At 64.1% G+C, this 14490-nt stretch carries 16 protein-coding genes and 1 tRNA gene; all 17 read right to left on the bottom strand.

Annotation, left to right across the window (positions count from 1 at the left end; all coding sequences use genetic code 11):
- Positions 1–27: 27 nt before the first annotated feature.
- Entirely contained in the window at positions 28–1071 is a 1044-nt protein-coding gene (gene pheS, locus ACZ47F_RS11790; protein ID WP_464924893.1) for a phenylalanine--tRNA ligase subunit alpha, read from the bottom strand.
- A 109-nt stretch (positions 1072–1180) separates the two neighbouring features.
- Positions 1181–1537: a 50S ribosomal protein L20 gene (rplT, locus tag ACZ47F_RS11785; protein ID WP_464924892.1), complete on the bottom strand. Its 357-nt coding sequence runs from the start codon at positions 1535–1537 to the stop codon at positions 1181–1183.
- 48 nt (positions 1538–1585) lie between these two features.
- Positions 1586–1783: a 50S ribosomal protein L35 gene (rpmI, locus tag ACZ47F_RS11780; RefSeq protein WP_464926634.1), complete on the bottom strand. Its 198-nt coding sequence runs from the start codon at positions 1781–1783 to the stop codon at positions 1586–1588.
- Between the two features lie 212 nt (positions 1784–1995).
- Positions 1996–2541, bottom strand: a complete 546-nt coding sequence (infC, locus tag ACZ47F_RS11775; protein ID WP_464926633.1) for a translation initiation factor IF-3 — start codon at positions 2539–2541, stop codon at positions 1996–1998.
- Between the two features lie 50 nt (positions 2542–2591).
- Positions 2592–4511: a threonine--tRNA ligase gene (gene thrS, locus ACZ47F_RS11770; RefSeq protein WP_464924891.1), complete on the bottom strand. Its 1920-nt coding sequence runs from the start codon at positions 4509–4511 to the stop codon at positions 2592–2594.
- A gap of 181 nt (positions 4512–4692) precedes the next feature.
- A tRNA-Val gene (locus tag ACZ47F_RS11765) sits at positions 4693–4769 on the bottom strand.
- A 45-nt stretch (positions 4770–4814) separates the two neighbouring features.
- Positions 4815–6905 carry a RelA/SpoT family protein gene (locus ACZ47F_RS11760; RefSeq protein ID WP_464926632.1) on the bottom strand — a complete coding sequence of 697 codons (2091 nt, stop codon included), beginning with the start codon at positions 6903–6905 and terminating at the stop codon, positions 4815–4817.
- A gap of 101 nt (positions 6906–7006) precedes the next feature.
- Positions 7007–7882 (bottom strand): alpha/beta fold hydrolase, encoded by an 876-nt coding sequence (locus ACZ47F_RS11755; RefSeq protein ID WP_464924890.1) that lies wholly within the window; start codon positions 7880–7882, stop codon positions 7007–7009.
- A 32-nt stretch (positions 7883–7914) separates the two neighbouring features.
- Positions 7915–8133, bottom strand: coding sequence for a hypothetical protein (locus ACZ47F_RS11750; protein ID WP_464926656.1), 219 nt, complete (start codon positions 8131–8133; stop codon positions 7915–7917).
- Between the two features lie 5 nt (positions 8134–8138).
- Positions 8139–8426 (bottom strand): GmrSD restriction endonuclease domain-containing protein, encoded by a 288-nt coding sequence (locus ACZ47F_RS11745; protein ID WP_464924889.1) that lies wholly within the window; start codon positions 8424–8426, stop codon positions 8139–8141.
- A 130-nt stretch (positions 8427–8556) separates the two neighbouring features.
- Complete coding sequence (gene dnaG, locus ACZ47F_RS11740) at positions 8557–10458, bottom strand: DNA primase (protein ID WP_464924888.1); 1902 nt, start codon at positions 10456–10458, stop codon at positions 8557–8559.
- Positions 10459–10497: 39 nt separating this feature from the next.
- A complete protein-coding gene (locus tag ACZ47F_RS11735) occupies positions 10498–11256 on the bottom strand; it encodes an SDR family NAD(P)-dependent oxidoreductase (RefSeq protein ID WP_464924887.1) in 759 nt (252 codons plus the stop codon).
- Positions 11257–11306: 50 nt separating this feature from the next.
- On the bottom strand, positions 11307–11963 hold the full coding sequence (gene adk / locus ACZ47F_RS11730) for an adenylate kinase (protein WP_464924886.1): 657 nt from the start codon (positions 11961–11963) through the stop codon (positions 11307–11309).
- Between the two features lie 74 nt (positions 11964–12037).
- Positions 12038–12820: a 3-deoxy-manno-octulosonate cytidylyltransferase gene (gene kdsB / locus ACZ47F_RS11725; RefSeq protein WP_464924885.1), complete on the bottom strand. Its 783-nt coding sequence runs from the start codon at positions 12818–12820 to the stop codon at positions 12038–12040.
- Positions 12817–13035, bottom strand: coding sequence for a Trm112 family protein (locus tag ACZ47F_RS11720; RefSeq protein WP_464924884.1), 219 nt, complete (start codon positions 13033–13035; stop codon positions 12817–12819). Before ACZ47F_RS11720 ends, kdsB begins: the two co-directional genes overlap by 4 nt.
- A complete protein-coding gene (gene lpxK / locus ACZ47F_RS11715) occupies positions 13016–14062 on the bottom strand; it encodes a tetraacyldisaccharide 4'-kinase (protein WP_464924883.1) in 1047 nt (348 codons plus the stop codon). Before lpxK ends, ACZ47F_RS11720 begins: the two co-directional genes overlap by 20 nt.
- On the bottom strand, positions 14059–14481 hold the full coding sequence (locus ACZ47F_RS11710) for an ExbD/TolR family protein (RefSeq protein WP_464924882.1): 423 nt from the start codon (positions 14479–14481) through the stop codon (positions 14059–14061). Before ACZ47F_RS11710 ends, lpxK begins: the two co-directional genes overlap by 4 nt.
- Positions 14482–14490 lie beyond the last annotated feature (9 nt).

Raw genomic sequence — 14490 nt, 5'->3', positions numbered from 1 at the left:
AGAGAGTCAGGCTGGGCGCAGCCGTTCTCAGGCGAACTGCTGCAGAAATCGCAGATCGTTCTCGTAGAACAACCGCAGGTCGGAAATACCGTAACGCAGCATGGTCAGGCGGTCGAGCCCGCTGCCGAAAGCAAAACCGATGAACCGTTCCGGATCGAGGCCGAAGTTACGTACCACCGTCGGATGCACCTGTCCCGAGCCGGCCAGCTCCAGCCAGCGCCCCCGCAGCGGTCCGCTCTCGAACATCATGTCGATCTCGGCCGACGGTTCGGTGAACGGAAAGTAGGACGGGCGAAACCGCACCAGAATGTCGTCCCGCTCGAAAAACGCCTTCAGGAAACTAGTGAACGTGCCCTTAAGATCGGCCATCGACACGTCATTGCCGATCCACAAACCTTCGAACTGATGGAACATCGGCGAGTGTGTCGCGTCGCTATCCACACGGTAGGTCCGTCCCGGCGCAATGACCTTGATCGGCGGCATGTCGACGCCACCACCGTAGTGCTGGACATGCGCCCGTGCATAGCGCACCTGCATCGGCGAGGTATGGGTACGCAACAGCAGCGGTTGCCCCATCTGATCTTGCGCATCGACATAGAAGGTGTCCTGCATCGATCGCGCCGGATGGTTCTGTGGGGAATTCAGCGCAGTGAAATTGGTCCAGTCGTCCTCGATCTCCGGACCGTCGGCCACATCAAAGCCCATCGAGTGGAAAATCTGCTCCATCCGGATCCAGCTGCGGGTCAGCGGGTGCAATCCACCCCGGTTGCGTCCCCGTCCAGGCAGGGTCACATCGATCGCCTGAGCCTGCAGCTGAGCCTGCAGCGCAGCCTGCTCGATCGCCTCGCGTCGCAGCTGCAGCGCCTGCTCGATCGCTTGCTTGGCCGCATTGATCTCCGCGCCTCGCATGCGTTTTTCCTCCGCGCCAAGCGCGGCCAGGGCCTTCAGTTCCGCGGTGATGCGCCCGGTCTTGCCAAGATAGCGCGCCTTGGCATTTTCCAGCGAGGCCGAATCCGTGGCTTGAGCAAATTCCGCAATGGCTTGATCGATCAGGGTCTGCAAGGGGTTCATGAGCGCAGGATGGTCAGAGAGTGGACACACCACGATAGCCACAAAAAAACAAAGGCCTGACGAACAGGCCCTTGCACAGCACAACGCTGCCCCAAGGGGCAGCGGCTGGTCAGGCCATCGCAGCCTTGACCTGCTCGACGATCTTGGCGAATGCCGTCGCATCGTGCACCGCCATGTCGGCCAGCACCTTGCGGTCGATTTCGATGTGCGCTTTTTTCATGCCATTCATGAACACGCTGTAGGTCATACCGGACTGACGCACGGCGGCGTTGATCCGGGTGATCCACAGCGCGCGAAATTCACGCTTTTTGGCACGGCGGTCGCGGTAGGCATACTGCCCGGCCTTCATCACCGCCTCTTTGGCGATGCGATAGACGTTTTTGCGACGGCCACGGAAACCCTTGGCAAGGTCCAAAACTTTTTTGTGACGTGCACGTGCAGTCACACCACGTTTGACGCGAGGCATCGAAGACTCCTTATCCTGATTGAATGTTCAGCTGAAACGCAGTGCGCTTCAGGCAAAGGGCATCATGGCCGCGATCTGCTTCAGATCGCTGGCATGCACCGCAGTGGCTCCACGCAAGTGACGTTTGTTCTTGGTGGTTTTCTTGGTCAGGATGTGGCGCTTGAACGCCTGGCCACGTTTGACAGTGCCGCCCGGACGCACGCGGAATCGCTTTGCGGCACTTTTCTTGGTTTTCATCTTGGGCATGATTGCTCCGTTCGATTTGACATATCCGCAGGCGGCCTGACGATGAACCAGGCACTTTCCAGCCCACGCACACGAGTTTTGCGGCATTCGGCCTACTGCGTCGAATGCGCGCAGCCGCGACTTTCGCCGCTAGCCTGCCCGAGCCAGCCGGCCGGACATTCCTTGCGTCTGCACCGTCCCGCTGCAGGGCAGTTGAACGGCGCAGACAAACATCATTTCTTTTTCTTCGGCGCGATGACCATGATCATCTGCCGCCCTTCGAGCTTGGGCATTTGCTCGACCTGACCAATATCCTCGACATCGGCCTTGACCCGCTCGAGCACCCGCATCCCGATGTCCTGATGGGTAATCTCACGACCGCGGAACCGTAGGGTCACCTTGCCCTTGTCTCCATCTTCCAGGAAGCGCCGCAGGTTGCGCAGCTTGATCTGATAGTCGCCGTCGTCGGTTCCAGGGCGAAACTTGATTTCCTTGATCTGAATCTGTTTTTGCTTGGCCCGCGCCTCGTGAATCTTTTTTTGCTCCTCGTACTTGAACTTGCCGTAGTCCATCAGGCGGCAGACCGGAGGGCTTGCGGTCGGGGCAATTTCCACCAGGTCCACATCGCGCTCTTCAGCTAGCTTGAGCGCCTCGGACAAAGAGACGATGCCGATGGCCTCACCATCTGGCCCGATCAAACGCAACTCAGGTGCGGTGATTTCGCGATTCAGACGGTGGGCGCGTTTTTCCGGTGTGTTACGGCTCTGGAACGTAGCGATGGCTCAAACCTTTCAATTCATTCAAACATTGTGCTGACCAAACGACGGCATCACCGCCGGTCTTGACTGCGCGACTGCACTTCCTGGGAGAGTTTTTGCGTCAGCGCCTCCAGGGACAGCACCCCGAGGTTGACATTGCCGCGTGCCCTGACCGCAACTGTTCCTGCGTCACGCTCCTGATCTCCGACCACGAGCAAGTAGGGCACTTTGTTCAATGCATTCTCACGGATTTTATAGGTGATTTTTTCGTTGCGCAAATCCAACTCAACCCTAAAGCCTTGTTTTGTCAGCGTTTGTGCAACAGAACGGGCGTAATCGGCTTGGGCGTCGGTGATGTTCATCACGACGGCCTGTACCGGTGCAAGCCATAACGGCATCGCGCCGGCGTAGTGCTCGATGAGCACGCCGATGAACCGCTCCATCGAGCCGACAATGGCGCGGTGCAGCATCACCGGGCGGACGCGCCGCGAGTGTTCGTCCACGTATTCGGCGCCCAGCCGCTCGGGCATCATGAAATCGACCTGCATGGTGCCGACCTGCCAGGCGCGGCCGATCGAATCTTTCATGTGATACTCGATCTTCGGCCCGTAGAACGCCCCCTCCCCTGGCAACTCCTGCCAGGTCACGCCGCAGGATTGCAGCGCAGCGCGTAGCGCAGACTCGGCCTTGTCCCAGACGGCATCATCTCCAATGCGCTTGTCCGGACGCAGCGCGATCTTGAGCGCGATGTCGGTGAAGCCAAAGTCGGAGTAGACCTGCATCGCCTGACGATGAAACGCGGTGACCTCGGCCTCGATCTGGTCTTCGGTGCAGAAAATGTGTCCGTCGTCCTGCGTGAAGCCGCGCACCCGGAGCAGGCCGTGCAGGGCACCGGAGGGCTCGTTGCGGTGGCAGGAGCCGAACTCGCCATAGCGAATCGGCAGATCACGGTAGCTGCGCAGGCCGGAATTGAAAATCTGCACATGCCCTGGGCAGTTCATCGGTTTGACCGCGAAATGCCGCTTCTCGGATTCGGTGAAAAACATGTTTTCGGCATAGTTGTCCCAATGCCCGGACCGCTTCCATAGGCTGACATCGAGGATCTGCGGCCCCCTGACCTCCTGATAGCCGCTGTCGCGATACACCTGTCGCATGTACTGCTCCACCGCCTGCCACAACGCCCAACCCTTGGGGTGCCAGAACGCAAGTCCAGGAGCCTCTTCCTGGAAATGGAACAGGTCGAGCTCCTTGCCTAGTTTGCGGTGATCGCGCTTTTCGGCTTCGGCCAAGGCATGCAGGTAGGCGTCCTGGTCTTCCTTTTTCGCCCAGGCGGTGCCGTAGATGCGCTGCAGTTGTGCATTGCGATGGTCGCCTCGCCAGTAGGCGCCGGCCACTTTCATCAGCTTGAACACCTTGAGCCGGCCAGTGGACGGGACATGCGGACCGCGGCACAGATCGGTGAAGCTGCCTTCGGAATATAGCGATACCTCTTCGTCCTGAGGAATGCCAGCGATGATTTCGGCCTTGTAGTGCTCACCGATCGAGCGGAAGTAGGCCACTGCTTCGTCGCGCGGCAGAACCTTACGCACGACCGGCTCGTCCTTGCGCGCCAGCTCGGCCATCCGCGCCTCGATTTTTTGAAGATCGTCCGGGGTGAATGGCCGCTTGTAGGCGAAGTCGTAGTAGAAGCCGTTGTCGATCACCGGGCCGATCGTGACCTGCGCGTCTGGGTAGAGGTCCTTGACCGCATAAGCCAGCAGGTGCGCTGTCGAGTGGCGGAGGATTTCCAGGCCCTCTGGATCCTTGTCGGTAATGATCGCCACTGTAGCGTCCTGGGTAATGCGGTAGCTGGTGTCGACCAGCTTGCCATCGACTTTGCCAGCCAGCGCGGCCTTGGCCAGCCCGGGACCGATGGACTGGGCCAGTTCGGCCACGGTCACCGGTGCATCGAATCGACGCATCGAACCATCGGGGAGGGTGATCTGGATCATGATGTGTTCGCCTCAAATGAAAAAGGTGCGGCTGGGCCGCACCTTGTCATGGATGTGCACGTGCGTGCGGACCTCTGGATCTCAAGGAGTCTGCAAGCAAGTTCGAAACGGCAAAGCGGACACGATCATCCCCGTGAAGCGCAACCATGTGCCCAACGTGGCACCGGTTGTGCATGGTATTTGGTAGGCGGTATTGGAATCGAACCAACGACCTCTTGCATGTCAAGCAAGCGCTCTAACCATCTGAGCTAACCGCCTGTGAAGCCGTGCATCATACCACGCATCAAGACGAGGACCATGACATCATCGCCTGACCGCCTTGATCACGCCTGGGACCTGGGCGATCAAGGCCAGCGCCTGCTTGAGCCTGGTGCTGTTGATCAGCTGCACGGTAAAGCGCATCTGCGCCAGATCCCCCACTGAGCGGGTGTTCACGCCGATCACGTTGATGCGCTGCTTGGTCAGCACATCGGAAATGTCGCGCAGCAGACCCTGGCGATCGTTGGCGCTGATTTCCAGGTCCACCGGGTACAGCGCCGCGCCGGCATCCTGCGCGGCCCAGGCGACCGCGATCACCCGCTCGGGGTGCTGGCGGGAGATGTTGCGATAGTTGGGGCAACTGGTGCGGTGCACGGTCACGCCTTTTTCACGGGTGACGAAACCGCCGATCGCATCCGGCGGCGCGGGCTTGCAGCACTGCGCCAGCTGGGTCAGCAGCGACCCCATGCCGACCACCAGCACCTGGCCGGAGGGCCTGCCCCGAGGCGTTGCATCACCGGGCGTGGGAACGGCCTGCGTGGGCGCCGCGGTCGCTTGATCGGCACGCAGATAGGCTTCGATCTGACGTTGAGAGAATTCATCCTTACCTACGCGCTCGAACAGTTCATCTGCGGTGCGAAAGCCCAGGCCCTCGGCCAGGGTCTGCAGACTGAGGCTGGTCTTGCCCTCGCGCTGCAGCAGCCGCTCGACCTGCGCACGCCCTTTGGCAATGGTCTGCTGCTGCGCGATCTGGTTGAACCAGGCGCGCACCTTGGCGCGTGCGCGCGGGCTGCGCAGATAGCCGAGCTCGGGGTTGAGCCAGTCGCGCGACGGCCCACCCTCCTTGGCGGTAACGATCTCGACGGTCTGGCCGCTGCGCAGCGGCGTGGTCAGCGGAACCAATGCACCGTCCACCCGCGCCCCACGGCAGCGATGCCCCAGATCGGTATGCAGGGCGTAGGCGAAATCGACCGGCGTCGCTCCCTGCACAAGCTCGACGATGCGCGCCTGTGGAGTCAGGACAAAGATGCGATCCTCCGCGTCATGGCCTGCCGCGGCGTCGGCTGATGCGATCGATGCCGCCGCCGAGCCTGAAATCTCTTGCTGCAACGCCAGCAGCTGCCGCGCCAGCGCGATGCGCGCCTGATAGTCGCCTGCCTGGGCCTGGCCCTGGTAGCCTTTTGCGCCGGCTTCCTTGTATGCCCAGTGTGCCGCGCTACCCTGTTCCGCGTAGGCGTGCATGGCTTCGGTGCGGATCTGGATTTCGAACACCTGCCCGGTTTCGGTGCGCACCACCGTATGTAGCGACTGATAGCCGTTCGGCTTGGGCTTGGCGATGTAGTCGTCGAATTCCTCGGGCAGTGCAGTCCACATGGCATGCACGACACCGAGCGCTGCGTAGCAGGCCTCGACATCGGCCACGATGATGCGCAGCGCGCGCAGGTCCATCACCTGCTCGAAGGCCAGTTGCTTGCCCTGCATCTTGCGCCAGATGCTGTAGATGTGCTTTGGCCGACCGACGACCTGTGCGGTGATGCGCTGGCGCTGCAGTTCGTTCTGCAGTCGGGCAATGGCTGCGGCAATGCCCTGCTCGCGCTCGGCCCGGCGCTCGTCGAGCTTGCGGGCAATGTCTTTGTAGATCGCGGGCTGCGCCAGACGAAAGGCAAGGTCTTCGAGTTCCCACTTGATCTGCCAGATGCCCAGACGGTTGGCCAGCGGCGCATAGATGTCCATGGTTTCGGCCAGGAAGGCGGCCGACGCCGATGCCCTGACGCGGGTGAGAAAGCGCAGCGATTGCAGCCGCGAGGCCAGCCGCAGCAGGGCCACGCGCAGGTCACGCGAGAACCCCAAAAGCAGGCGCCGCAGGAGTTCGACATGCCGACGGCGCAGCTCGGCCTCATCGGGCCCGACCCGCGCCATGCGCGAGACTTCGACCAGCTTGCGCGTCTCGACCGCCAGATCGGCAAGCGCGTTGCCGAAATGCTTGCGCAACTGCTCGTGCGGGTGCGCCAGGTGCGGCACGGCCAGGTTCAGATAGGCCGCGGCCTGCGCCTGGGCATCCGCTCCGATGTCGGCAAGAATGGTGCGCACACCGTCGGCATGTTCAAGTGCGGGCTCGCCAGTTTCGAGTAGCATGGTGTCGATCAGCGCGACCGAGTAGGCGCGCGCCTGCACCACACAGGCATCGGTGCAGCCGTCCAGCGTCACGGCAGCAGGAGGTAAGGGCTGGCTCGGAGTCACGACAGCAGAAAATCGCGCACGATGCGCACCTGATCGTCCTGTACCAGCGTCGGCGCGTGACCGACGCCGGGCAGTTCCACCACACGGGCTTTCGGTCCTTGCTGAGCCATGGCCTGCGCGGTCTGTGGGCTGAGGATGTCGGAGTCGGCACCACGCAGCACCAGGGTGCGGGCGGTGATCTGCGCATACGCCTGCCACAGCGCCAGCTCGCCAGCGGCAAGGGCCTGCGCACTGGGTGCGGCCAGCGGCTGAGACAGCGCGGGATCGTAATGTAGCCGCCAGCCTGAACCCTCCGGACGCAGCATCGGCCGGGTCAGCGCCATCCACTGTTCCTGGGTGTGCGGGCCGAACCCTTCCGAGATGTCGCGCAGTGCGGCGGCAGCCTGCCCCACGGTGTCGAAATGTATCTGACGTCCCACATAACCGGCGATGCGCAGTAGCCCGCGCGGATCGAGCGAGGGGCCTACGTCATTGAGCACCAGACGCTCGACCGGGCTGTTTTTCAGCCCGGCCAGCGCAATGCCGATCAGACCGCCCAGCGAGGTGCCGACCCAGGACAGCCGGCGCGCCTGCAACCGGGCCAGCAGCGTGACCAGATCGGCCAGATACTGTGGCACCTGATACAGCGCCGGATTGTCGAGCCAGTCCGATTCGCCGCGTCCCGGCAGATCGGGGCAGACCACCCGGCGCGCGGGGAGCAGCGCCTGCGCCAGCACGTCGAAATCGCGGCCCTGCCGCGTCAGTCCGTGGACGCAGACCACCACATCGTCGCAACGCGGATCGCCCCATTCCCAATAAGCCAGACGATGCAGCCCGCCGGGATGTAGGCATTGCACGGCGGCAAGACGAGGTTGATTTTCCACGGCGTTCATCCAGTGCAGGAAGACCGCCGCATCATACCCACTCAGAAGTTGTGAATCTTTCTGCTGCGCGCCCCGCTGGCGGTGTTCGGGTCTGGTGGCCAAGGTGGCGCAGTTTGGCTGGGGGAGGCGGTGGCCACCCCGGGGCAGTTTGCTGGGTCGGCGGCAGCAAAGCGCTGCTGATACGAGCGGATGGTGTGGCACGAGATGCCGGTGATGCGCTTGATCTCGCGCTGCGTGGCGCCGCCGGTGCCCCAGGGCATTCGACCTAGACCTGATCGCCAACGCTCAAGCGCAGTTCACCCGACTGGCGAAATGCGCCCGATGGGAGCGAAACCCCTTCCACCGGCCGTACCTGGAACTTGGCCTCGCCGCCGGTCTCCAGCAGCATCACCGCCCCGACCGGGAATGACCGGGCGATGCTCACCAGCAGACTGCGAATGTGCTGGTCATCCCACACCCATCCCCGCTGAAAGTCCGGTAACTGAATCTTCCCCTTGACGATGTCGGCAAGGATCTCTGGCAATAGCCGCTTGGTGCTGTCGAAAGTGCTCATTGTTTTGCCTTCGTCTTCACTTCACCAAATCCATCAACTTGTCGGTCTGGCTGATCCGATGGATCTGTCTCGACCCTGCGCGCCGCGCTCCTTGCTGCCGGGCCGCTGGCGACGAAATCTTCACAACGCCTCACCCCTGCGAGGCGCGTGGGGTGCGCAGTTCCTGATCGATTTCCTTGAGCCGCAGCACCAAGCCGCGGTATTCCGCGCGGTCTGCCTCGTCCGCCAGCCCGCCGGCCACCAGCGTATCCTGCCGACGCAACACAGCGGCACGTTCCATACGCAGCAGCACCGCAAACAGATCCTGCCGAGCGGTGGCTTCGTCCACCTCGAGCGGATCGGGCGACTGAGACAGCATCTCCTCGGGTGCATGACCGGCTGCACGCAGGGCTTCCCACAACGCGGCGGCACAGATCGCGGGTTGATCTTCAAGAATCGACTCCAGCGCCCTGAATACGCCCTGCAGCGCGCTGGGCTGCTGCGACAGCATGGCCTGGTGCGCCGGGCCAATGTCCCACCACAGCGCCGGCTGGGTCAACAACAACGGCAGGATCAGCCGCAATGGATCGACCGGCGTGGCAAAGGCGCGCAGCGCGGCCCGCCCACTGCGTTGGCGTGGCTTCGTCACTACCCCGCCCGCAGTCGCACCAAAGGTCTGAACCGGCGCCGCTGGCTTGCGCGGCGGGGCAGACAGACGCAAGACCTCGCGCAGCTCGGTCACGGACATGTCCAGCCTGCGGGCGAAATCGGCGAGCAGCTGGCCGAGCAGCGCCGGAGCGGCGATCTGCGCCAGCAAGGGCGCCGCTTCGTGAATGGCCTGAGCGCGGCCCTCGGCCGTGGTCATGGCCACGCCGTCGAACAAACTGCCGAACAGGAACTCCGACAGCGGCTGCGCCCGGGCGATTTCCCGCTCGAACGCGGCAGCGCCCTTCTCCCGCACGAACGAGTCGGGATCGTGTTCGGGCGGCAGGAACAGGAACTTGACCACGCGGGTATCGCTGAGCAGCGGCAGTGCGTTTTCCATCGCCCGGCGTGCCGCCCGGCGGCCGGCGGCGTCGCCGTCGAAGCTGAACACCACCTGCGCCGTGTGTCTGAATAGCTTTTGCAACTGCTGCGTGGTGCAGGCCGTGCCGAGCGTGGCCACGGCCTGCTCGACACCGTACTGCGCCAGCGCAACCACGTCCATATAGCCCTCGACCACCAAGGCGTAACCGGCGCGGGAGATCGCTGTGCGCGCCTCAAACAGGCCATAGAGTTCCTCACCCTTGTGGAAGACCGCGGTTTCTGGCGAGTTGAGATATTTGGGTTCGCCCTGGTCGATGATGCGCCCACCAAAGCCGATCACCTCGCCGCGCAGATTGCGGATCGGAAAGGTGATACGGTCGCGCAGCCGGTCGTAGCGGCGCTGCGCACCGGCGAACGACTCGGCCAGCGGGTCGAGCGTCTCGCCCTGCGCGTCACGCGCCACCACCAGGCCCGACTGCACCAGCGCGTCGGCGTTGTAATTGGCAAAGGCCCCGGCCAGCGGCTGCCAGTCATCGGGCGCATAACCCAGGCCGTAGCGCTTGGCGATCTGCCCCTGCAAACCGCGGGAGAGCAGATAGGTCTTGGCCCGTTCGCTGTGCCGCAGGCGGTGCTGATAGAAGCTGTCTGCGGTCTGCAGCACATCGATCAGCGTGGCCTGCAGACTGCGCTGCTGCTGCAGTCGCTGCTGTTGCTGCGGATCGAGTTCGGGCTCGGGCACGGTCAAGCCGTAGCGCGCAGCCAGATCCTTGACCGCATCGATAAAGCCCATGCCGGCGTATTCCATCAAAAAACCGATGGCCGTGCCGTGCGCCCCGCAACCGAAGCAGTGATAGAACTGCTTGCTCGCACTGACGGTGAACGAGGGCGTCTTTTCGCCGTGAAACGGGCATAGCCCTTTGTAATTGCTGCCAGTCTTTTTCAGTTCGACATGCTGGCCGACCACCTCGACGATGTCGGCTCGGGCGAGCAGGTCCTGGATGAAGCCGGGGGGAATGCGCTGCTGCATGACCGGACACACCGCGGCAGAACGCCACGGTGTAATGCCTCACTTGGGCTGCATACGGATGGCGCCGTCCAGGCGGATGACCTCGCCGTTGAGCATGGTGTTCGTCAGAATCGACTCGACCAGCGCAGCATATTCAGCAGGTTTTCCCAGCCGCTGCGGAAACGGCACCATTTGCGCCAGTGCAGCCTGTACCTCGGGGGGCATGCCTAGGAGCATGGGCGTTTCGAAAATTCCCGGGGCGATGGTCATCACCCGGATGCCGTCGCGCGACAGATCGCGTGCCAGCGGCAGGGTCATGCCAACGATCCCCGCCTTGGACGCGGCATAGGCAACCTGCCCAATCTGCCCGTCGAACGCCGCCACCGATGCGGTGTTGATGATGACTCCGCGCTCGCCGTCAGCAAGCGCGGCTTGCTGTGCCATTACCGCCGCGGCCAGCCGCGCCAGGTTGAAACTGCCGGTCAGGTTGATGCGGATGACCCGCTCGAATAGCTCGAGTGCATGCGCACCCTGCTTGCCCAGGGTGCGGGCTGCGGGGGCAATGCCAGCGCAGCTGACCGCCACACGCAGCGGCGCCAGGGCCTGCGCGGCATCGACTGCCGCCTGTACCTGGGCCTCGCTGGTGACGTCGCAATGTACGAACTGCGCGCCGATGCGCGCTGCCAGCGCGCGCCCGGCCTGTTCTTGCACATCGGCAATGACCACCTGCATACCACGCTGCGCGAGCAGCTCGGCGGTTGCCGCGCCCAGCCCCGATGCGCCGCCGCTGATGACTGCGCTGTGACCTGACAGTTGCATGTCCCTGCTCCGAAACGCGAGAGAAAACGGCCAAAAGCATCTGCCTCTGATCAGCGCTGCAGGGCGTCGAAAATGCGCTGCTGCACCACGTCGACTGGCCCCACCCCAGAAATGGTGATCAGCCTCGGCGCCTTCGGGTCACCCTGCGCCATGCGCTGGGCGTAGTACTCGACCAGCGGCAGGGTCTGCGCGTGATAGACCTGCAGACGCTTGCGCACGGTGTCCTCCTGATCGTCGGCGCGCTGCACCAGCGGCTCGCCGGTCAGGTCGTCGATACCTGGCGTCTTCGGGGGATTGAACTTGATGTGATAGGTGCGGCCCGAGGCCGGGTGCACCCGGCGGCCGCTCAGGCGTTCGATGATGTCGGCATCGGGCACGTCGAATTCGAGCACCACGTCGATGTCGATGCCTGCCTTCTCCAGCCCTTCGGCCTGCGCGATGGTGCGTGGAAATCCATCGAGCAAAAAGCCCTTGGTGCAGTCGGGCGCGCTCAGGCGCTCGCGCACCAGCCCGAGCATGATGTCATCTGGCACCAGTTGCCCGGCCTCCATGATGCTCTGCGCCTGCCGTCCTAGCGGCGTACCAGCCTTCACCGCAGCACGCAGCATGTCGCCCGTGGAAATCTGCGGAATGCCCAGGCGCTCGGTGATGAACGCGGCCTGTGTGCCTTTGCCTGCGCCGGGCGCGCCCAAAAGAATCAATCGCATGAAGATCTCTCGATGGTGAAAACGCAGCAATCCAGAATAGCAGAGCCCCCTGCCCCGGGGCTGACGACGGCGGCTCAGCCCACCCACAGCGCGCGCACGCGCGCCAGGTCGGCTGCTGTGTCCACACCGGGGGCGGGCGCGTGCTGCGCGATGTGCACTGCAATCGCATGGCCGTGCCACAGCGCGCGCAGTTGCTCCAGCGCCTCGGCCTGTTCGATCGGCGCAGCGGGCAGCGCGGCGTAACGGCGCAGAAAGCGGTGACGGTAGGCATACAGCCCGATGTGCCGATACACCGCTGCGGTGCGCGTGCCATGGCTTTGCCAGCCGCCCGCGCTGTGCAGGTAAGCGTCGCGTTGCCAGGGAATCGGTGCGCGCGAGAAGTAAAGCGCCCGGCCCTGGGCATCGAGCACGACCTTGACCACGTTGGGGTTGAAAATCTCGCCGTCGTCCGTGATGCGGTGTGCGCAGGTAGCCATTTCGGTCTGCGGCTGTGCCTGCAGCAAGGCCGCGCAGGCGGCGGGCAACGCCGGGTCGATCAGGGGCTCATCCCCCTGCACATTGATCACGATGGCATCGTCGGGCAGACCGAGCAGCGCAGCCGCTTGCGCCACCCGGTCGGTGCCGCTGGCATGTTCCACTGCGGTGAGGACGGCCTGCACACCATGCGCCGCGCAGGCCTGCGCGATCAGCGGACTGTCGCAGGCGACCACCACCGCCCGCGCCCCACTGCGCTGCACGCGCTCCGCCACCCGCACCACCAGGGGCGCGCCGGCAAGGTCAGCCAGCGGTTTGTTGGGCAGGCGGGTCGAACCCAGCCGCGCCGGGATCAGCACCCAGAACGGCGCTACGTTGCTCACGCCGCGACGTCGGGCTGGTCGGCCGGCGCTGTGGACGATTCGGCGCAGGGCACGGTCATGTCACGCGCCAGGTCGACCAGCATCAGCGGAATGCCGTCGCGCACCGGATAGGCCAGCTTGTCGCGCGGGCAGATCAGTTCCTGCGCCTGGCGGTCGTACTGCAACGCGCCCTTGCAGATCGGACAGACGAGCAGGTCAAGAAGTCGGGTGTCCACGCGCAATCTCCAGTCTGTGGGCTAGCCAGGGCAGCAGATCGCCGGGCAGTTCCAGCCGCAGTCCGACGACCCAGAGGCGCTCGCGCAGGGCGAGCGTAAGAGCGGGCAATTTTATGGCGTCTTTCTCAGTGATCAAAACCGGGCCGGTCTTCGGCAGTTGGGCAAAGTTGGCTGCGCTGAGCGGCTGATGATCGCCCAATGCCCTGCCCTGCACGATCAGACCCGCAGCCTGCAGCATGCCAAAGAACTGCGCAGGATGTCCAATGCCCGCCAGTGCCGCCAACGGCTGGCCGTGGTGGCGACGGACGAACGCGGCCGGGCTCAAGCGCTCGCCGCTGCTCAGCCGGGTGAAGTCGCCAAGTGTGCGCTGCACTGCGAAATGCCGCCCGCCGCGGTCGATCCGGGCCAGCGCCTGGTGTGGGCCGATCGTGGCGTCGCGCTTGCGCCCGGTTGGCTCGCGCAGCGGCCCGGCCGGCAGCAACAGGCCGTTGCCCCACAGCCGCTGGTCGACCACCACCAGTTCCACATCGCGTCCCAAGGCCAGATGCTGCAGGCCGTCATCGCTCAGCAGTACATCGACCTGCGGATGCGCGGCCAGCAGATCCTGCGCCGCCCGAGCCCGCTGGCGCGCCACCCACACTGGGCAGCCGGTCTGCCGAGCCAGCAGCACGGGCTCATCGCCGCACAGCGCGGGGTTGCTGTCCGCGCGCACCTCGAGGCTTGCGCTGCGGCCCAGGCGCCCCCCGTAGCCACGCGAGACGATACCGGGATGCCATCCGGCCTGCTGCAGGCCCGCGGCGATCGCGGCGATCAGCGGCGTCTTGCCAGCGCCGCCGACCGTGAGATTGCCCACCACGACCACGGGCACATCCACCCGTTCGCTTCGCAGCCATCCCCGACGGTACAGCGCACGCCGCAGGCCGCCGACTGCGCCGTACAACAGAGACAGCGGCCACAGCATCCAACTGACTGCGCTACGACGCAGCCACCAGCGCGGCCAACCGCTGTGCGCCTGCGGCAGTGTCATCCGCTACCGGGAGATTTTTGCGTGGCAAAGGTCAGGCGGCTCAGGCCGGCGGCGCGCGCGGCCTCCATCACATTGACCACCGATTGCTGCGTCGCCTGCGCATCGGCACTGATGACCACCATAGCCTCTGGCTTGCCTTTGGATGCCGCAAGCAGCGCCTGGGTCAACCCCTGCACGCTGCGGTTGGAGAGGAGTTGCTTGTTGACCGCGTATTCTCCACTGCTGCTGACCGCCACGATGATCTCTTGCGGGTTGTTCTGTAGCTTCTCGGCATCGGCGGTCGGCAGGGTGATCTTCAGCTCGGTGAATTTGGAGTAGGTGGTACTGATCATCAGAAAGATCAGGATGACCAGCAGCACGTCGATCAACGGAATGAGGTTGACCTCGGGTTCCTCGGTGTCCAGGCGCTTGAATTTCATGGCGGCTGC

It is taken from the genome of Thiomonas islandica (assembly GCF_055383445.1).
This window is presented reverse-complemented; position numbering and strand designations above follow the sequence as displayed.